The 19687-nt window shown below is 52.8% G+C and carries 13 protein-coding genes, 1 tRNA gene and 3 pseudogenes; 11 read left to right on the forward strand and 6 right to left on the reverse strand.

Annotated elements, in window-relative coordinates:
• The first annotated feature begins 29 nt into the window (after window positions 1-29).
• A complete protein-coding gene (locus tag QU606_RS13650; RefSeq protein WP_024073270.1) occupies window positions 30-581 on the forward strand; it encodes an RNA polymerase sigma factor in 552 nt (183 codons plus the stop codon).
• 39 nt (window positions 582-620) lie between these two features.
• On the opposite strand, the pseudogene QU606_RS32935 reads toward QU606_RS13650, so the two are convergent.
• Window positions 621-749: pseudogene (locus QU606_RS32935) on the reverse strand (MFS transporter); the annotation flags it as partial.
• A gap of 246 nt (window positions 750-995) precedes the next feature.
• Here QU606_RS32935 and QU606_RS13655 point away from each other — a divergent pair.
• The 9 genes and pseudogenes from QU606_RS13655 (at window position 996) to QU606_RS13695 (ending at window position 9203) form a co-directional block, all read left to right on the forward strand.
• Window positions 996-1072: transfer RNA gene (locus tag QU606_RS13655), tRNA-Met, on the forward strand.
• A gap of 166 nt (window positions 1073-1238) precedes the next feature.
• Window positions 1239-2480, forward strand: coding sequence for a tyrosine-type recombinase/integrase (locus tag QU606_RS13660; RefSeq protein WP_304998436.1), 1242 nt, complete (start codon window positions 1239-1241; stop codon window positions 2478-2480).
• Window positions 2481-2762: 282 nt separating this feature from the next.
• Complete coding sequence (locus QU606_RS13665) at window positions 2763-3602, forward strand: hypothetical protein (RefSeq protein ID WP_304998437.1); 840 nt, start codon at window positions 2763-2765, stop codon at window positions 3600-3602.
• 100 nt (window positions 3603-3702) lie between these two features.
• Window positions 3703-3984 (forward strand): AlpA family transcriptional regulator, encoded by a 282-nt coding sequence (locus tag QU606_RS13670; RefSeq protein WP_304998438.1) that lies wholly within the window; start codon window positions 3703-3705, stop codon window positions 3982-3984.
• Window positions 3981-4286, forward strand: coding sequence for a hypothetical protein (locus QU606_RS13675; protein WP_304998440.1), 306 nt, complete (start codon window positions 3981-3983; stop codon window positions 4284-4286). The genes QU606_RS13670 and QU606_RS13675 overlap by 4 nt, the downstream gene beginning before the upstream one ends.
• A gap of 529 nt (window positions 4287-4815) precedes the next feature.
• Complete coding sequence (locus QU606_RS13680) at window positions 4816-5100, forward strand: hypothetical protein (RefSeq protein WP_304998441.1); 285 nt, start codon at window positions 4816-4818, stop codon at window positions 5098-5100.
• On the forward strand, window positions 5097-5369 hold the full coding sequence (locus tag QU606_RS13685; RefSeq protein WP_304998442.1) for a DUF3077 domain-containing protein: 273 nt from the start codon (window positions 5097-5099) through the stop codon (window positions 5367-5369). Before QU606_RS13680 ends, QU606_RS13685 begins: the two co-directional genes overlap by 4 nt.
• Window positions 5366-8255, forward strand: a pseudogene (locus tag QU606_RS13690) (DUF927 domain-containing protein). Before QU606_RS13685 ends, QU606_RS13690 begins: the two are co-directional and overlap by 4 nt.
• Before the next feature lie 90 nt (window positions 8256-8345).
• A complete protein-coding gene (locus tag QU606_RS13695) occupies window positions 8346-9203 on the forward strand; it encodes a hypothetical protein (RefSeq protein WP_304998443.1) in 858 nt (285 codons plus the stop codon).
• 234 nt (window positions 9204-9437) lie between these two features.
• On the opposite strand, the gene QU606_RS13700 is transcribed toward QU606_RS13695, so the two are convergent.
• The 5 genes from QU606_RS13700 to QU606_RS13720 form a co-directional block, all read right to left on the reverse strand.
• On the reverse strand, window positions 9438-11375 hold the full coding sequence (locus QU606_RS13700; protein ID WP_304998444.1) for a hypothetical protein: 1938 nt from the start codon (window positions 11373-11375) through the stop codon (window positions 9438-9440).
• 104 nt (window positions 11376-11479) lie between these two features.
• Complete coding sequence (locus tag QU606_RS13705; RefSeq protein ID WP_304998445.1) at window positions 11480-12466, reverse strand: hypothetical protein; 987 nt, start codon at window positions 12464-12466, stop codon at window positions 11480-11482.
• A gap of 391 nt (window positions 12467-12857) precedes the next feature.
• Window positions 12858-16280 (reverse strand): hypothetical protein, encoded by a 3423-nt coding sequence (locus QU606_RS13710; RefSeq protein ID WP_304998446.1) that lies wholly within the window; start codon window positions 16278-16280, stop codon window positions 12858-12860.
• A gap of 2 nt (window positions 16281-16282) precedes the next feature.
• Entirely contained in the window at window positions 16283-16471 is a 189-nt protein-coding gene (locus QU606_RS13715) for a hypothetical protein (RefSeq protein WP_016966904.1), read from the reverse strand.
• A gap of 1141 nt (window positions 16472-17612) precedes the next feature.
• Window positions 17613-18695 carry a Shedu immune nuclease family protein gene (locus tag QU606_RS13720; protein ID WP_304998448.1) on the reverse strand — a complete coding sequence of 361 codons (1083 nt, stop codon included), beginning with the start codon at window positions 18693-18695 and terminating at the stop codon, window positions 17613-17615.
• Window positions 18696-19117: 422 nt separating this feature from the next.
• On the opposite strand from QU606_RS13720, the pseudogene QU606_RS13725 reads away from it, so the two are divergent.
• Window positions 19118-19383 (forward strand): annotated as a pseudogene (locus tag QU606_RS13725) (Arm DNA-binding domain-containing protein); the annotation flags it as partial.
• Between the last annotated feature and the right edge of the window lie 304 nt (window positions 19384-19687).

Here is a 19687-nt window from a genome sequence, read left to right on the forward strand (position 1 = left end):
TCGATAGCGTCTACCCTGAGGAAAAAATCATGGATATCCCTATTGGTGCTTTAGCTCACTTTGTCAGCGGCTCGCCTCAATTCATGCTCCACCTGACGGACGACCATCAGAAAAAACTCCGACGTTTTATCCACAAGCGTGTGCTCAACCCCGAAGACGCAGACGACATTCTGCAACTCACCTACCTGGAAGCCTGGCGCAACAGGGACCGCTTCAGCGGCCAGGCCACCCTCAGCACCTGGATGTGCGGAATCGCCCAGAACTTGATTCGCAACCACTTTCGGCGCCTGTACGCCAAACCGGTGCATTGCGAATTCGATGAAGCGCTGTGGCATGGCCAAGAGGAAAACCACAACCTGGATTGGGAGTTCGAGATCAACCGCCGGCTGGAAAAAACCCTGATCGCCATCAAGCACCTGCCGGCGGAGATGCGCAAAACGTTGTACGCCTCACTGGAGACCGACGGCAGCTACCAGGACACTGCCGACGCCCTGGACATCCCCATTGGCACGGTGCGCTCACGCTTGTCACGGGCGCGTGAACAACTCAAGCGCGTCACCCACAACCCACTGCACCCGTAAGCCAGCCTAGCTGGAAACCGTTGGGCGGCAGGGATATCTGCCCAACCGATTGAGACCTTTTCCGCGCGTGGCAAAAAAATCGCCAGCAGCCCAAAGCCCCCCCGCGATCACCCCCACATTGCCTGGTACCGATTCCTGTGCGTACACCACCATCGCCAAGAACGCGCTCTGGAAATCACCGAAAGCCCAATGGAGGAGCAGGCTTGCTGTTCAATGGGTGGAGGTACAGGCTGAGACGGCGCTATGGCGAGCAAGCCCGCGCGCCCATAGGATCTGCAACGCTATAAAGCCTGCACCCGCCTCGCCATTCGTCGCCGTCACAGCGGTTTTCGGTTAAACAGTTGAAAGCGTAGATAAAAATTCAACAAAAACGCTTGACGCATTTCCGTTCTACGCGAATAATGCGCGCCACTTGGCTACATAGCTCAGTTGGTTAGAGCATAGCATTCATAATGCTGGGGTCCGGGGTTCAAGTCCCTGTGTAGCCACCAAGTACCGATCCATAGATGTCTACAGCAGTCTATGAATCACCTCAAGAAGCCCGCCTAGTGCGGGCTTTCTTGTTTCTGGCTGTCCACCTCTATCTACCCCTATCCTTCCCCTCCGTGTATGCCCACGTGTATGCTTCATAAAAAATTGAACTGAAGGCATACAAGGATGAAACGCACAGATATCAAGCGACGCCCTCTCGCTGACACGACACTCTCCAGCCTGGAGCCTGAGGCCGGGGCATACCGCGAACTAGACAGCCCAGGCCTGTATTTCAGGGTCAAGCCAAACGGCCAAAAGTCATGGGAATTACGCTACAAGAAGCCGGACGGCAAATGGTCATGGCTTGGTCTTGGCGGCTACCCAGAAGTGGGCGGCGCTTTCGCTCGACAGAAAGCGGCTGATCTGCGCTCAGACGCATCTGAAGGTAAGAACCCGATCACCTCAAAGAAAGCTCGCCAAGCCGCCGAGATCGATGCGGCCAACGACACCTTTGAAGCATTGGCAAGGGAGTGGCACACGTCTCGCCTCAGCGGCTGGGATGTTGGTACGGCCAAAAGGATACTTGGCGCACTCGAACGCCATGTATTCCCCTCGCTCGGTAAACGCCCCTACACCTCTATCATGTCGATGGAGTGGATGGAGCTATTGAGAGGTCTTGAACGTCAGGGGATTCTGGAACAGATGAGCCGTGTGAGGGCTTACTGCAAAGATATTTATGACTTGGCTCGCGTGACGGGCAGAGCCGTCAACAATCCTTTGGAGGGTGTGCATAAATTTCTGTCCTCGGGAAAGGCAGAGAACTACGCCCACGTCTCCCCCGATGAGCTTCCAGGGTTACTCCGAGCGATACGTTCCTATCCCCACGCCAAAGATGTTCAGCTTGGCCTTAGGCTGTTGACCCTGATGGCTGTACGCCCCAGCGAACTCAGAGAAGCACACTGGGTAGAGTTCGATTTCGACAAGAGGCTGTGGACCGTTCCAGTCGAGCGCAAGGGTCGCAAGAAAGGTCGTGAGCACCTGGTGCCACTATGCACTCAAGCAGTGGAAGCACTAATAGAGCTTCGACAAGTAACCGGCGCTTACCCACTCCTGTTTCCAGGCAGAAGCGACCGCACTAAACCCCGCAGCGATACCGTATTCCTAATGGCACTCAGACGCCTTGGTTACGAGGGCCGCCAGACCGGCCATGGCTTCCGCCACATCGCCAGCACGATCCTCAACGAGCACGGATATCCAGCTGACCACATCGAGGCCCAACTCAGCCACAAGGCACAAGGTGTTCGAGGGATTTACAACAAGGCTCAATACCTTGAGCAACGCACACAGATGATGCAGTGGTACGCCGATCATCTCGATTCCCTAGAGGCTGGGAATGTTGTGCAAGGTCAATTTGGGAAGGCAGTGTGAGAGTACTTACCCTGCCCCCCTCTAAATCCGGTGTAACGCGTGTTACTCGTGTAACGCCACTCGCAAAGTGCCCGGATTCATTGGCTTTCACGCCCGTTACACAATTCAACAGCTTAACGTACATGCGATGTAACGCTGCCCCTACGTGTAACGCCAAAGTCATTACATGCCTGCTGTGGGCAAGCGGTCTAAGCCTATGCCTACAAAACGGCTTTCGCTGGCTACTCGCTTTAAATGCAGGGCGCGGGACTCTCCGTTACACGGTAACGATGACACTTCGCGATGACTGATCACCAACCCATCTTGCATTTGGCATTAAGCCGGGGCCTGCTCGGTTATCTCTCCGCACAACCGCTCTATGACCTCTGCCGTGAGCAGGTCGCTGACGCTTGCCGCTTGATCGACCACTGCTGTCTGCGCATTCATGGTGACGATATCAACAAAGATCTCGCCAGCATGTGCATTCAGACGAAGATCCATGAGGAGGCAATTTTTCAATATGCCTCCACCGACACCAGGGCACGCCTCGCGCATTGGGTCCGCATGTATAGCAATTGCTACTCGGCATCAGAGCGTGATGCTCATTCTGCATACATCATGGCTTGTGCCGTAAAAGCGCTGGAAACGTTAGCCAACTGGATGCAGACAGCTGATCAAGAGGCTTGGTCTCACGTCTCTGAATCTCCCACCGACTGGCCCAGGGATCTCTACTGCCAGTTCGTCGAGATGCAGGTCGATCCGGATGAGCGCATTCAGACAATTGATGATTACGCCCTCTATCTGAAACCGATCACATCCCTACCCTGCTTGACCGACGATGAACTAAGACCCATCGCCGACCGAGCGATCAAAAATGCCATCCGCAAAAAAGGCGGCCTCATCAGCGGTATGGAGCGTAACGAGGAAATAAGCGTTCGAGACGCCGCGATAGTTAAACAGGGGCTTCACTACCGCGCAGCGGGGATGTCCAAACGCAACGTTGCGACGAAGGTGCATGACTGGCTACAGCGTGAGATTGCAAAGCCTCCAAAACAACGGCCTGAGTGGCTTGCTCTTGAGACTGAAAAAGCCCTATCACGCAAAAGAGTTGAGGCCATTCTCAAACGCTATTTCGTTCTGTAAGCCAGAAATTTCAATCGGATTTCAATTGGAAGTGAACTGCTCGCCACCAACCTGCACCTAGATCATTGCTCTCAGTCCTAACCAGTCGAGAGCAAGACCTATGAAAGCCTCTATCACCAAACTTCCCCGCTTTAACCCAACCATTCCAAACCCCATCTTTGACGCATCGTCGACATTGATCCGTATGCCCGAGGTCGAGCGGATCGTGGGCATGAAGCGTTCCACTATCTACAAACTCATGCAGCGCGCAGATAGCGGCTTTCCCCTGCCCGTCAAATTGAGCAACAGCAACGCCCGCGGTGCGCCCGTAGCTTGGGTTTTATCCGAAATCCAAACATGGGCACGAAGCCGGATAGAGGCTCGCGACCAGGTGGCAGCATGAAAAATCGAGTCGCCAATAGAGCCATCTTGCAGCCCTTTTCTGTACTCAGAACAGTCGGATTTACGCCTCGGTGGATGCAACGCTTCGAACGCTATCGCAAAGAGCAAAAACGCCTGAATCGGGACGTGATGGTGATGCGATGGGCAGACGGCATCTGGTGCGCGTTGTCAGTTCCCTGCCAATCCCCCCGAGCAATCATCGTCGATGAAGGCCAACAGATAGACGCCTACGAAGATGCACGCGCTTGCCTCGATAGCGACTTCTTGCCCTTTGTTTCCCTGAGCTGGGAAATCCATGCTTGAAATGAAAACGCCCCCGGCGGCAACCGGAGGCGTTGAGGTAAATCTACATGCCTGATCAATTTATGCCGCCTCGAAAAAATCCGCAAGCGAACCACACAGTTGCGCTTTCAAAAAACGGACGTTACTCTCTGCCTGTCGCTGCAAATTCAGCGACCGGGCGTAGGAACCCGAGAACTAGTAGGCGCATCAGCGCCCAGATCACAACTGCCGGCGTTTTTTTTCGTCCGCAGTTACGTGTTATGGCGGCTGTGTGCGGGCAGGCTTCGGCCTGGCCGGGTGCCTACTATCCCGGTATTCCTACCCCGTGCACAGCTGCCACCCAATCCCGTAGGAAGGACGGTGGCGGCTCCAGTCTGAAAGTAGGAGCTCACCACATGCACGCCCTCAATCCGTCCAAAATTCGCGCCGCCGCTCATCGAGCAATGGCTCTCGCCGCTTTACATGCCAACTCCAGCCTCGCTACACGCCTCTCCCGTTACAACGCCCATATGTCCAAGGCTCGCGCCCTGGAAGCCGCAGGGGGTGCCCAATGAGCATGCTCCCAGGCTTTGCACTCCCCGAAGATCTACTCTGCGTCAGCCAGGAAGCCGAAGCTGGCTTGCCTATCGACGCCATCACCTGTGCCCTCGACCGTGCCAATTCAGTTCTCATGCTGCTGGAAGATCACTTAGACAGCGATAAACCCCAGCTCTCGAACCGCGTGCTGTCATCCGTAATTTGGGACGTGCGCGGCACATTGGGCTTGATCAAAACACTCGCCATGTACGGTGATGCCTCCTCTGTGCCGATGGGCCAGAAAGGCGGTGCGCTGTGACCCACTCCAACACGCCTGGACGCTCCGAGTTTTCCCCTGCCAACGGTAACGGCCAAAACCTGTTTCGGGTGAATGCCGGTATCCCGCTGGAGGACGCACTTGAAGCCGTCTCCCAGATTCTGCACCACGCCAATCAACTGATCCTTGACGCCGCCATCAGCGATGCGGGCGAGCGTTTTAGTTGGCCTGCGTTCTACCTCGGCGAGATGGCCAAAGCGCTGATCGACGACGTGAACGAGGCGTTGCTTGAGTCGAGGACCACACCATGACTCAGCGCATTGGCAACACCTCAAAACGTCCGAGCTTTGCCGACGTAAAAAATGCCGCCCTGAAGAACATCGACCACGTCCTTACTAGTTGGCTGCCGAACGGCAAACGCGTCGACGGTGGCAAGGAATACACCGCACCGAACCCGACGCGCACGGACAAACGCGCAGGCTCACTCAAAGTCAATTTGAGCAAAGGCACCTGGGCGGATTTTGCCACCGGCGATAAGGGCGGTGACCTGATCGACCTGGTGCGCTACATCGATGGCGGCACGGACGTTGAGGCCTGCAAAAAGCTGGCGGACCTGCTCAGCGTTTCCGCTGGTTCCGCGACCACCAAAAGCGCGCCGGCCAAAAGCGCAACGCCGGAGTGGATGGCGATTCAACCGATCCCGGCCGAGGCCATGAACAAGTGTCCAACCAAACACCGGCAACACGGTGTTCCGTCCAAGGTGTGGATCTATCGCGATGTTCAGGGCCAGCCGGTCATGGCGCTGTACCGCTTCGACCTGCCCCCCCGATGAAGACGACAAGCCGCGAAAGGTCTTTGCGCCGTTGACCTGGTGCAAGCGCTCTAATGGGCAAGCCACACAATGGCGCTGGCAAGGTTTGCCGGAACCTCGGCCCTTGCTGCGCCTGAATGAGCTGGCACAGCGCGCCGATGCGCCTGTGGTGCTGTGTGAAGGTGAAAAGGCTGCTGACGCCGCCGCTGAACTGATGCCCGACCACGTAGCCACGTGCTGGCCGAACGGCTCCAACTCTTGGCACAAGGCCGATCTGACGCCACTCAAAGGACGAAGCGTTGTGCTGTGGCCTGATAACGATGCCAGCGGGAAGACCTGCATGGATGCCGTCGAGCTCAAACTGATTGAGCTGGGCGCCGCCTCAGTACAACGAATCTCGCTCGACGTGTTCAAGCTCAAGCCCACCAGCAAAGGCGGCAAGCCTACGCTGATCAAGGGTGGAAAATGGGCAGACGGCGACGATGCAGCGGATGCATTAGCCAAAGGCTGGACCGCTGGCCACGTAGCCGAGCTGGTGCGCAGCGGTGAGTTTTTCGGCGGTGCCGCTGAGCCAACTGAACCCCAAGAACAGAAGGCCAAGGCGCCCGTCAAACGCCCCGCGAAATCGAAAAATGATCTGTTGCCGGGCGGCTTTCGCCTGACCGCTGAAGGGGTGTTTTATTCCGGCGATGATGGTGAGGCACGCCCCGTGTGTTCGCCTCTCGAAATCATCGCTCGCACTCGCGACGACAAGGGCCACAACTGGGGCTTGTTGGTTGAGTTCGATGACCCGGACGGCGCTAAAAAACGTTGGAACATTCCAGCCCGAACCATGACCGGTGACTTCGGCAAGGACGTACTAGGTCCACTGGTAGACATGGGTTTGCGCCTTGCAGGAAGTCGATCCGGGCGTAACGCACGCAATGATCTGCAGAGTTATCTCGGCGGCTTCGACAGTGCCCAGCGCGCACGCTTGGTAACGCGCCTGGGCTGGCACGACAAGGCGTTTCTATTGCCCGAACAACAGATTGGCTCGCACGCCGAACACCTGCATTTTTATGAGGCCGGTGCGCAGTTGCCACCGATCAGCGAGGCGGGCTCTCTGGAGCAATGGCAGCAGCAAATCGGCGCACTGTGCGTTGGCAACCACCGCTTGGCGTTTGTCGTCTCTGTGGCGTTTGCAGGGCCTTTGCTGAACCTGCTGGGGCATGAGTCGGGCGGCTTCCACCTCTACGGCGACAGCTCCGGCGGCAAGACCACTCACTTGCAAGTCGCAGCCTCGGTTTATGGCGGGCCGCGTCTGGTGCGTTCGTGGCGCTCGACAGATAACGCCTTGGAGTCCATCGCCGCTGCACACTCAGACGGCCTCCTGGTGCTGGATGAAATCGGCATGTGCGACCCGCGCATTATCGGCGAGACGGTCTACATGCTCGGCAATGGCACCGGCAAGGCCCGGGCGAATGATCGAGGACAAGCGGGCCGACAGGTGCAGGAGTGGCGCTTGCTGTTTCTCTCGACCGGCGAGAAGACGTTGGCGCAGCACATGGCGGATGCCAACAAGGAGCTGAAAGCCGGTATGGAGGTGCGCATGCTCGCAGTCCCAGCCGATGCGAGCAAAGGTCTCGGCATGTTCGATGTGCTGAACGGTTTTGAGGATGCTGCTGCCCTCTCCGATGCGCTCAAGGCCCGTGTCGCCAAATACTACGGCACACCCCTCACCGCCTTCCTGCACGCACTGTGTGCGCCTGGAGAAATGCTCAGATGGGCGGTGATTGTTCGCCGCACGGTGGAGCAGTTCATCACCCAAAACCTGCCCGCCTCGGCCAGCGGCCAGGCCCAGCGTGCCGCCCTTCGCTTTGGCCTCGCAGCAGCGGCCGGAGAGTTGGCCACCGCCTTCGGTGTCACAGGCTGGCCGGATGGCAACGCCACGACCGCCGCACGCGTGTGTTTGCACGCGTGGCTGGCTGAGCGTGGCGGCGCCGGTAACTTCGAGGGTGATGCAATCTTGGCTCGACTGCGCCAGGTGATCGAGCGGTTTGGAGAAAGCCGCTTCACCCGCTGGGAATCTGCCGCCGCCAAGATCGATGAACACGGACCCCGCACGATTGATCGGCTGGGCTTTCGTAAGACTATGGAACACGGCATGGGCGATGCCCTGCACACCACCAACACCTACTACGTGCTGCCCGAGGCATGGCGCTCCGAAATATTCCGAGGCATGAACCTGAGTGCGGTCAATAAAGAACTTTTGCGAAGAGGTGTTCTAGAGCCTGGAAAGGATGGCAAAGCCTCGACCGCAGTGCGACTACCGGGACTGGGCTTGCAGCGCTGCTATGTGGTTGTCGCAGTGCCAGAACAAGGTGATCACGGCGCCCAGGCGGCCTAACAACGGCCTCGCCTTGAGGAATGTAGGCTCACCTTGGCCTGGCCCGCCAGCGAAAAAAACCAATCAACCTTTCGCTTTTAGGAACGCAACATGAACCAGCTAAAACAGCAACAAGCCGACTTGATTCAAGAACTGGAAACCCTGGAAGAAAGCCTGCCGCAACTGGAGGCCGAATGGCGCAATGCTCCAAGCGGATACAGTGCTAATGGCAACGTAATTGGGAGCCCTGAGGGTCGCGAAGCTATGGAGAAGGTTTCAAGCGTCAAATCGCGCATAAATGCGATTCCAGGCGAGCTCGCATCAATTGATCGGAAGATCCAACACCTGGAACACCTGGAAAAAATTGATCAGATCAAAACTGACGCGATTCAAGCAATGACCGATGCAACCGCTGAAGTCGAAGCGCTGGAACGAAAAAAAGCGCATCTGAGTGAACGGTTTCAGACGATTCAATCGGAAGCGGATCAAGCACTGGGCAAAGCGCAACAAGCTGAGCGTGACGCCGCGACGTTCTACGCCAAATGCCTCGCAAGCGGTGATGTAGAAGGGGAAAAATCAGCAAGCAGCGAAATACAAAAGGCCTCCAAGCAACTGGCAGCAACGGACGAGCAGGTCAGAAGGCAAGACCTGATTCTCGGAGCTCTGCAAGTCGAGCTTGATACCCTCGAGGCTCAAATTACAAACGCCCGCCAACGGGGAGATGAATCCAAGACAGCCGCACTGAGCGCGGTTGGGTTTGCATTGGATGAGGAGTGGAACACGGCTACCGAGCAACTGCTCGCTGTAGGCGCACGGATACTTGCCGTCAGCTACCAAAAAGGCGGAATGGGCGATGCTTTGTCCAGGCTGGACGTGCCTCGCTTCGGCCCCTTCCATTCGAGACTTGATCGTGCCGAAGTGGCAGCGGTCGCCCGTAACATCTCCCTGGACGAACTACTGGCCGCGTGACCTCTAAACAGCTCGCCCTCGCGGGCTGTTTACTCTCCCAAACATCTCGCATCAACAGCCGCAGGTGCAAAGCGAGGACCCACGTGCAAATGAGCAATTGCAATGATTCAAGCCCGAGTGAACGCGCCTCCACACGCGAGCGCGACACAGTAGGGAGCGTGTATTCCCGACAAGGCCAAAATCAGCCAAAAGCGGACGATCAGTCTGTAGTCGCAGAGCATGCGGATAGTTTTTTCATAGGCCTGCCAGTTCTAGCTCTGGTGCGATGTGCGTCCGCCAATGGGGCAGCAGCGGTAAGCAGGCCATGTGATACATCAGCCAGCACGCATAAACGCTAGAGTGAAGATGGCATGATCCAGGGAGTAGCTTTCCGTGAGCGAGTTCATGCCGAAGGCACGGCCCGCCTTTGAGGTTGAACAGCAGGTCAATGGTGTAGATCAGATCGACGCCAAAAATTGACTCTAGCTGCCCTCGCCTATTTTTCAGCAGTCCGCTGATTGTCCGGTCTTCCTGCAGCATTTCCTCATCGAGCTTCGAGGTGTCTATGCCGGCGTCGCTGAGTACATGACGCAAAGAATTCTCAAGCTGGGGAAACAGCAGATGACAGGCTGAAATCATGTCGCCTTGAAAGAAGCGAGCTAGGCCCAGAGCGTAGTTTTGCTCAAACCCGGAAGCTACGAACGGGCTGGCAGAAACAATGGCCATCAAATGCCGGTCATCAACGGCAAACTTGGTTAGCAAGGTCCGCGCTGCAGGCTTTATCCGGCTTTCGACCTCAATCTGATAATGGATGTCTAGGTGTAACAGGCTTTCATGGTCATACCACTCAGGTGATGGCGCCTCGTTTAGGTTGAGGTACGGGGCCTTATTTACGACCCGCCCCAAGATATCCGTGTAAATCCGGCCATTGAACAGGTCAGACAGCAACGAATCGTTTCGGCCGCTGATGACGCTAGTGTGCAATGCCATCTTTTCCGGAACGCTGCATATCCGGGCAAACTCGTAAAAGAAATCAGGAAGCGTGAATCCCTTGAAGATCTCAATGGTTCCTTGACGCTCATCGGTCAAATCCATGGGAACACTAACAGTTGCGAACTCATGAGCAGCTTGCTCCTGCTGCTCAAGCAACTCGAGCCTCAGCTCTTCCAACTCCTTCTGCATCCCCGGAATCGTGCGCAGTTCCCGGATAGCGTCACGCGTCCAACTCGCCATGACTAGAAAGCTGGTGACCCCTTCACGCATCTTGAGTGTCTGCTGAACCGACTGCAGCTTACAGCGCTTAAAGCCCTCATGGTTCTTGGAATGGTGATGTGCCTGGGCGGCAAGTTCCCATACACTTTTCACAGCCATGGCATAGTCATTGAGCACCGCGCTTTGGGCCACCTTCTCGGCATCCTCAGCCACCTGCGTCCATTCGATGAGCTTAAACGCCTGGCCAAGCCGTGCCAGACGGCTGAGAGATAGGAAGCAGCTTAGTGTTTGCGAACGGGCATACAGCTGACTCCAAGTTCCGACAGCGCACGCAGGAGGTTTTTTTCGCTTTCCGATACCGGAAAGGATATGGAAGACCCGTTCGACTAGATCAACAACCTTCGAGGAAAGGCCTGAAGGTGGCTCGTAGTCGAAGGACATCTTGTCTTCGAGGTAGTACTCAATTGCTTGGCAGTAAGACTCGATGGCAACACCCGCACTATGGTGCAGGTTCCTGTGGTTGTACCAGGCAACATCCGCGATACGGGCACGCAGCAACGGGTGATCGATTTTTCCTGCAATAGTGGCGAGCACTTGGCTCTGTGCCCCAACGATGTCCCTTGGGATAGGGGTGCGCATACCATCTACGACAAATCGCGGGCCGAAAGCGTCTTCGCGATCGACGCTAAAGTGATAGCTGCACACGACCATCAACACCCTGTAGGCGCGAAACCCGCCTTCATTTCCCTCGGCACGGGCCTTCTTGGACAGGACGCTGAGCTTGGAGTCCAACGAGTAGAAATCCAGAGTGTCGATGAACTCCAGCAAGCAGCCAACTTTAGTCTGCTCAAAGTCCTCGACCGTAGCTAGCTCAAGCTCGGCGGGCGCTTGCTCATTTTTTGTTGACGAATCTAGATTCTGCGCGGTTTTCTCAGCTGGATCAGAGACTGGCTGTAACCCTTTAGGTATTTTTGAACTCATTGCCCATCCTAAAATCGTCCCAGGTTCCGTAGAGCTCTGCCTCAGTGAAACCTTTTAAGCCACTATGGAAAAAATTCTTATCATCCATCGCTGTAGGCGGTCGTTCATTTCTCAGTTTTGATCACACCGGGAAACTCAGTCATACCCGTCAGATTGAAGAAAGACATGCGGTTCTGTAAATTTACAAGGTCGTAGCGAGCTATGTGGTGGTCACTAGCCCTTACGGTTGACGACCACATAGTAAAACCGAGGTCAGAGGTATCAAGCTCGACGATTAGTGCAGACACGTCCAGAGCTTTACAAGACTGCAACGTCTTATGCTTCATAGAGGGAAATTTGATCTTGAATATCTCGTTGTAGAGCGGTTGAAAATAGCGAATCAACCCAGCCTCAACCATCGCTATCTTTTGCTTTTTGTCAGGCGGATTTTTGATCGCCCCCATCAAGCGCTTTTCGTTCGAGTCGTCAGCTATAGCACCGCTAGCTCGACCATCCATCGATGTGAACACCTGCTCATGATCGAACTGGAACATGAACACAACGACCTCATTGTCAGGTGTGGCGTGGGCGGTGAGCGCGAGAATCTTCTGAAAAGTCGAGTGGCTTATCAGACGCTGCTGTGCCGAACGGTTGCCTTGGCCGATAGCCTGCCCCACATATAGCACCTCGAAGCGGTTCAGCACACCGTCAGAATTGTAAGCGCCCAATATCGACGCAAAATGTGTGGCTGGAAGATAATGGGACTGTTCTCCCGCGGAGTTGTATGTCCACAGCTCACGGAAAGGGTAGTCACACCGAATTTCAATCGCACCATCCGACAATTCGAATGGAAAGTTTTTGAAGTCAACACGTTTTTCTACGCCAGATATTTTGTAGCCAATCTGGCCTGATAACAGCTTTCCATCATGCGTCAAGCTATCGGCAATGAAATATGAATTGGGCCGAGTAGCAATTATATAGATATGGCATTTATCAAGCTGGTCTTGACCCTCGATAAGACTCCCGCCAGACATGAGCTGATAGGCTGTCATCATCGAAGTATAACTATTCATGTAGCCAAAAGCATACTCTGTAATATTTTTTCTTTTCATCTACTTCAAAACCCATTTGGGGCTCTTGGCTTCAAGAGCACCTTAGTTATTTAAAAGTCCAGCTCGGTGACGGCGTATTTCGTCACAACAGAAAGGAGCCAGATTTATTTATTGGGATGACTGTCCGCTTCTGGCAGATCGCTGATCTGTAACGCAGGGCAGCAACCAGACAGAAGCGGCCGCTCACAACTTTAACGATTGGCTGTAAACACCAAAAATCTCTACACACCAAAAAACAGTTCTGCTATTTGGGTCACTAGCCTGATGATCAGCTTGAGGATATTCCCACGGGCAATGTGCCAATACCGGTATAAAAGAGGTGATCAACGTGGCGAAGAAAGGTGCCTGAACCCCATGCGTTTCCATAACTTGAGGTAGGTTCCAGCAACGGTCACTCTTTGTAAAAATGCCCCGTCCACCATCCAATGATAAAGTCCTTCAATCTCAAAACAGGCAAGTCCATTAGTACGAACAGCTTTTGCTTCCCACCAGGTATCGCTATCAGCTTATCTAATAACATTGACGTCGCTTTCATCGCTTTAGCAGACGGAAAAGCATTTCCGTGACTGATCAGAAGCAAGCTCTCCAGCGTCAAGTCGTAGTTACGGTTATAGTCAATCAACCAGCGCGCCAAAATAAACTGGAGCACTAGCTGATAATGACTCTCAAGCTCAGCTTGAGGCCCTCCTATGAACTCACACAAGGTAGATAGTTGCGAAAGGCCTGCGGTCGTATCAGCCTGATAAATATGCTCGAGGAGGATGGGGGAGACTGACACGAATCGATGCTTTCGCTCTGCCAAGCCAAGGACTGCTCTAGCATATAACTCCCTTGTGATCAGCCCTCGCTGCAATAAAACATTTACTACCACTTGGAGCCAAACGCCATCTGCAACCTGATAAATATTTGCCGCGAATACCCTTGAATAAGAGTCCTCTGAGATAAACAGCGCCCCCCTCTCTTTAGCGATGAAATATGGTGCAATACCACCAGCATTCGTTTCGACCAGTTGATCCGTTAACTCATCAGACTCTCTAGGAAAGTTATACTCAACAATCTCACACACCTCTTGAATCTTATTGACAACCTGCACCATAGGAGCATCGTCAGCGGCTGCGCCGTTAAGAAACTCAACTCTATCAACAGATATCATCTGCAATGCCTGCAAGGTACTGTGCGATACGATGATACTGCCGAAAAACTCCTTCAGAGCGTCTAAAATACCCAACTCAACTAAGACTTTGGCAGTATAGGTATCTAGAATTGCTGGTCTGCCTTGGTAGCTATCAACTAACGTCATGGCAATCTGCCGTTCTTCACTCGTACCCACACAGGTGCTGATCATGCCGCCTCTGGATCGAACGAGATCGTAAACAGCGAAGATGTTCTTCTTACTCAATCCTGAAGCAATTTCGAGAGGCATGTTCTTATCAAGAATTTCGCCAAATACAGTGTCGTCCAATTCAGCTTGCCGCTGCATGAATGCTAACAATGATTCGATGTTGTCATTTTCAACGCGTAAAGCCCACAATCCTCCCGCAGTTGGAAACCGGTTTTCGTAAGTCTGGCATATCTCATGGAACGCATGGAGGTAAGGATGCTTTACTTCTTCAACCGTCCACGCAATGTCGCCTTGAAGTTTTTCTTGAGTGAATTGGTATCCAACTCCTTCCCCCCAGACGCGCTGGGTATAGAAGTCGACTTTTTCCGGGGATAGCTCTAGAAGGTCTTCAGTATTGATATCAACCAACTTTTCAATTGCCTGCCCCTCTGAAGGGACAAGGCGATAGAAATATCCATTTCCGACACACATTGAGTCATCAAAAATACCGTCTTTCTCAACCATGAGGAAGATGCTGAAGAAGCCTAGTGCTACAGGAGCTGAATCAGGGTTTTTCACCCATATTTGATAGGCCTCAGCGAGAGCTTCTGCCCCCTGTCCAAGTGATGCACGTAGCTTCGCCACATGCATTCGCTGCTCAGGAGTGCCGTCTAAAGAACTAAGATTATACGTATGAAAGAGATGCTTCAGAGCCGAAATATCGTGACTTAACTTGGCAATATCGCATAGCACTATGAAAGCAAATAAATCTTCTCCACCGTCATTTAGATACTTTTCGACCAAGGGGATGGATCGCTGAAAATCATTACGTTTAAAGTAAAAAACCCCAGCCAGAAGCTCGAAGCCTTGAGTGTTTGGGATGATGTGCTTTTCAAAAAAAGTGACTGCTTCTGCTCTTATTGGATGTTCGTTGAGGAAACCCAATGCGAGCATATGTTTCAGCTCATAACTTTCATTGGCCGCTGGATGAAACTCAAGCCGCAGGACAATTTCTCGCCATAGCATCAAGAAGCGGACGAGTTTCATGTAGTGAAAGAACTCAATGGTTTCACTGTGCTCCGTCACTCGACTATGCCCGTATGAGTGGGCCATGTTAGCGATAGAATTGATTTTGCTCGCAGCTGCAAACTCAAATAGCAGCAACCTACCCCGACTGTCTAGCTCGCAGCTTGAGAGAAGCTGAGCTAACTGATCCTTACCACGTGCTTTGCCGACAAAAGCTCTCGCTATGTACACCACTACTCGCGCATGACTGGCAAACGGGTCATCAAATTTATCAAGATTATAATCTTGAACACTACTCAGGCTATGCCAATCTTTTCTTGCTAATTTATTTAGGAATCGAAGTTTTTTTGCGCTGATCGGATCAGCGACCTTCTGCACAGCCTGCTCGAACAGCTCAGCCTCCTGAAGATCAATTAGACTTCTCGCTATCGTCTCAATAATTTCCTGATCGCCTGCCAGCTCAGCCAACACGTATGAACACTCTTTGACACGCGCGTCGACATTGTCCAAAAGCTTATATAATATGAGGAGATTTTGTATATTTTGGAGGTCGCTAGCGTGAGCAGCACGGTCGCTTGATTTAAACTGCCTCCAATCAGAACTTATATAATCGGCAGCTAACTTTAACTCGCCCACCTCATCCTGAGTAAAAGTGAAGCCATTGGCGGTTTGACGATTATCAACATAATGATGAAGAATGCCTATAGCTATAAGGTTTTTGGCCTGTGCATCGTCAGGATACTCTTCTAGGAACTCCTGGGCCATAGCCCTCCACCCCTCAACCCGTCGCGAGGCAAGGAGGTGAATGTGCGCGATACGAACCGCCTGGTTCAATTGGAGCCGTTCACTGAACTGGTCAAACGGATCTACAAAAGTATCTTCATTATGATATTTGATACGAGCGGCTTGTAAAATAAATCCTGCTAAATTCTCGTTATCGGGGTACTCCCGAATTTTTTCATACCCATACTCCAGCGCTTTGTCACAGTCCTCCTGAAGGATATATGCCAATGCCTTGAGTGCTATAGCCCGCTTGTCATCAGGTGCGTAAGTGCAAGCCTCTAGAAGGAGGTTTGGAGCTTTAGCAACATTCCCTAACTGATGCTGGCAGAGTGCAATATTTGCTTTGATACGAAACTTTAAAACATCACTGAGATTGTCTTTTTGGTCCACTAAGAGCTTTTCAAATGATCCCAGGGCCGACTTTACAGCCCCGGAGTTCATTTGCTCTCGATAGTGATCAACTTGGCGATCAAACTCAGTCTGAAGATCTCCAGCCACACCCTGGGCCAATGCTGCGTACTGAAGTGCACTTGACTTAGAGAGAGCCTCAGCAATCGTGTCAACATCATTTATTGTCACAGGGCCACTATTTGGCCCATTGATAGCAACGCTCGAATTTTTCGCTGAGACGTTTGTGGCAATAGACTTCCATCCTAGGCGATTGATGAGGTCCCTAATACCCACTACTATTTCTCTTTGTTATGATTGATCGTAATGTTGCCAGAGTTTTTCCCGTTGAACGCTGCGGAACCGTTGTCTGCTTTGACATTTACGTTTCGATTTCGCACGAACTTAATGCTCACCACAACTATCAGACACAGGGCCAACGCGCCGCCCAGGATCAATTCAGGGTTCTCAGCCAAGGAAAAGCTCATTCCAGTACGCCTCCAGTCGTCATTCAGAACCTAATCGTACCCGAGAGGGTAGCTATGTGCCATTCAGTATCGCTAGGGTCCACCTTGCTGGCGTGTGGACTCCTGACGTAGACGTTCCGGAGCACCGAATATATCTGCTCAAGCCTCTAAAGATGACCGATAACGTCCAAGCAAATACATGGTCGACCTAGCGCACTTCCCCGCGTGCATGCCCAGAGGCCTGGCTGCACCAACCGCATTCCCCATTGCAACCTTCCGCGTATAGGACTACAAGCCGGTCTGGGTGATTTTCGCAAACTCGTCGCCATCTGCGCCGGCCAACGCCATGATGTGCAAGGCAAAAAGCGCGGAAGGTAAACGACTAGGGACGTACTCTAGCAGAACCATATTTCGGTCAAACTCGCAGTGGTGATAGCCACTGTAATTGGCGGCATCATAGTACGGAGTTGCTATCGACCCGAAGCAGGCGTCGTAGGCGTATCCAGAATTGAAGGCCCGCTCGACCGTCTGCTTTTGCCGACAGCTTCCCGCAGCGAATGGCCGGAAAAGGTCTTCATATAGAGATACGCCAATACTGGGAACTGTGAGCTAGATTATCACTTGGGATGTAACACCTGCACCGCTTGTAACACCTCATTGAGATCGAAGATCACGGAAGTGTAACTTAGCAAAAACCTAAATAAATCATATAGATAGAAGGACATGTAACACCTGCAACACCTGTTACACCAACTTTTATCCCCCCCTAGCCCCGTAAGTGGGTAGTCCTTCAGCGATTGGAGTCACGGCTATACTGTTCCCGGTTGAAAAACTCAGGGTCCCCTGGACAGCTGACTAGGTACGAGTGGGAAACCCGCGGGATCTTGTTAGCGGAAGGGCACCCAGCTTAGTGAACAGGTGAACCTGGTGAACTCCAGTTCACCTGTGCATATGCCCTACCCTTTCAGCCATCTGCGAATACCGTTACCAATACGGTAACGATGCCCTTTTTTCTTCAAAATCCTTTCAATTTCAACATTGAAATTTCAGTAAGCTGGTGTGGTTGCCGCTACCACGATCCCGCGGGTTTCATGCCCCGTGTACTTGTTAACTCCTCAGGGTCCCCAGCGACTTTCTGAAGCTGGAGGAGAAGCTATTGCAATCAGGGTCGCTGGAGCCTGCGCACCCAGGTATCCCATGACTCAACTCGAATCGGCGGCACCATCTCACGTTCAAAAGCGTATCTCTTATCGCTCTCCAACCGGTCATCGACAGTCCTCCCACCTATGAGGACCGTCCGGATGTTGATTTCTTTCTGAGGATCAACCTGAAGCCGACCATACGGCCCAACAAATACACTGTGGACCTGCTCCCCACTCTCCGCTCGCTCCCTAAGAGAATGGACATGATCCCTAAAAGACGAGCCGCCTTTGTAGATATGGCTAATTCGATCCCTGATCTGAGCTGCTGCTTGGTTTACTTTGTGGTTGAACGCCTTGTAGTGATCAGCATTTAGCAGGTTGAAATTCGCACCCTTCACCTCTATCAGAATCACATCCATGCGAGATCGACCCGTAAACACAACGAAGTCCACCTGTCCATCACCGACTGGAAACTCTGCAAAGCATATGTACTCATCGTCAGGCTTTGCATAGGCCTCACCAAAAATTGAGAGATCTCGTTTCAAAAGACGTTGAATCTCTCGCTCTCCAGCTCCAGCTTCAATTAGCTCTTCAATCTCTGCCCTGGACACCATGGACTCTGCTATTTCGAGGCGCCGCTTGATTGTCGATTGACTTTGCTGCCAAGGAGAGTCGATGAATGGGTCACGTGAATAGCGCAATTGATCCGCTCGATAAATGATCCGGTGGTTCTGCTCGCTTCGCTCATCAAGCTCTTCGGGTTCACATCCCAACAGCTCCAATGCTGCTGGTCTACTTATGGACTTCCACTGCGCCCCTCGCAGGGAGCTCAGGCTCACAATTTCAAACCTGTCATCAAGGGGATCTTTACGTTCATCGTGGTCAATGTAAATCGCCACCCCTAAGACAATGCCCAACTTTTGAAGGTCTGGAATGATCCGCTCGATCGCATTACTGACTGACATGCCGTCGTTTTTTCGATCCAGCTCGGTAAGCAAGACTACAGTCCCTGCATCTGTCACAAATGATCTCACCCGGCACATACCGCGATCTAACCCCCCGAATCCATCAGGATAGTTGTGCACAAAATCGATAACTTTCATTTAGCTTCCTTTCTAGTTCCCAGGTCGATGAGAAACGTGGATTGAGACGACGACAGCCCTGGTAAACGAGGATATCCGCACTAATGGGGTTACTCCACTGACCATCTGGTGGTGCTTTACCAAGCGGGGATACCGAGAGGACAACAGACAGAAACATGCAGCTTGTATGCCTACATGTATGCCATATTTAACATAGAATCAAAAAACCCTTTAATTACATCAACTTACAACACCAGTTCAAATGACTGTGTACCACCAAGTACCGATCCATAGATGTCTACAGCAGTCTATGAATCACCTCAAGAAGCCCGCCTAGTGCGGGCTTTCTTGTTTCTGGCTGTTCACCTCTATCCTCCTATCATCCCCCTCCGCCTATGCCCACGTGTATGTTTCACAAATAATTGAACTGAAGACATACAAGGATGAAACGCACCGATATCAAGCGACGCGCCCTCTCGCTGGCACGACACTTTCCAGCCTGGAGCCTGAGGCCGGGGCATACCGCGAACTAGACAGCCCAGGCCTGTATTTCAGGGTCAAGCCAAACGGCCAAAAGTCCTGGGAGTTACGCTACAAGAAGCCAGACGGCAAATGGTCATGGCTTGGTCTTGGCGGCTACCCGGAAGTGGGCGGCGCTTTCGCTCGGCAGAAAGCGGCTGATCTACGCGCAGACGCATCCCAATCAAGGGCCGGTGGTGCGCAGCGATTCATCCTTACTGGTCGCGCTTCACTATGAGAACCGTCCCGATCCCGTAAAAAATCGCGCCGAGAACAAGCGAAATTCCATAATTCGCCAGCACACTTGGCAAAGGATCACCTCGGTAGAGTTTCCAAAGGCGAAACGCTGCCATACCAATTGCGTAACCCCTCATATACTGCCAAAAACTAAGCTTCATCGTCTTTTCCCTTAGCTGATGATATTCCTGATGATCCGTGCAAGACCAAGTAGATTTCACGGGTAGCAACCCAACTGACAACCAGAACCAGAGCTA

The sequence above is a fragment of the Pseudomonas sp. OVF7 genome, from assembly GCF_030644265.1.
GTDB classification, from domain to species: Bacteria; Pseudomonadota; Gammaproteobacteria; order Pseudomonadales; family Pseudomonadaceae; genus Aquipseudomonas; species Aquipseudomonas gorinensis.

Bases quoted from the DNA above. Each gene is read 5' to 3' on its own strand.
- QU606_RS13650 (WP_024073270.1), top strand. From the start codon at position 30: ATGGATATCCCTATTGGTGCTTTAGCTCACTTTGTCAGCGGCTCGCCT.
- QU606_RS13660 (WP_304998436.1), top strand. From the start codon at position 1,239: ATGAAACGCACAGATATCAAGCGACGCCCTCTCGCTGACACGACACTC.
- QU606_RS13665 (WP_304998437.1), top strand. From the start codon at position 2,763: ATGACTGATCACCAACCCATCTTGCATTTGGCATTAAGCCGGGGCCTG.
- QU606_RS13670 (WP_304998438.1), top strand. From the start codon at position 3,703: ATGAAAGCCTCTATCACCAAACTTCCCCGCTTTAACCCAACCATTCCA.
- QU606_RS13675 (WP_304998440.1), top strand. From the start codon at position 3,981: ATGAAAAATCGAGTCGCCAATAGAGCCATCTTGCAGCCCTTTTCTGTA.
- QU606_RS13680 (WP_304998441.1), top strand. From the start codon at position 4,816: ATGAGCATGCTCCCAGGCTTTGCACTCCCCGAAGATCTACTCTGCGTC.
- QU606_RS13695 (WP_304998443.1), top strand. From the start codon at position 8,346: ATGAACCAGCTAAAACAGCAACAAGCCGACTTGATTCAAGAACTGGAA.
- QU606_RS13700 (WP_304998444.1), bottom strand. From the start codon at position 11,375: ATGAGTTCAAAAATACCTAAAGGGTTACAGCCAGTCTCTGATCCAGCT.
- QU606_RS13705 (WP_304998445.1), bottom strand. From the start codon at position 12,466: ATGAAAAGAAAAAATATTACAGAGTATGCTTTTGGCTACATGAATAGT.
- QU606_RS13715 (WP_016966904.1), bottom strand. From the start codon at position 16,471: ATGAGCTTTTCCTTGGCTGAGAACCCTGAATTGATCCTGGGCGGCGCG.
- QU606_RS13720 (WP_304998448.1), bottom strand. From the start codon at position 18,695: ATGAAAGTTATCGATTTTGTGCACAACTATCCTGATGGATTCGGGGGG.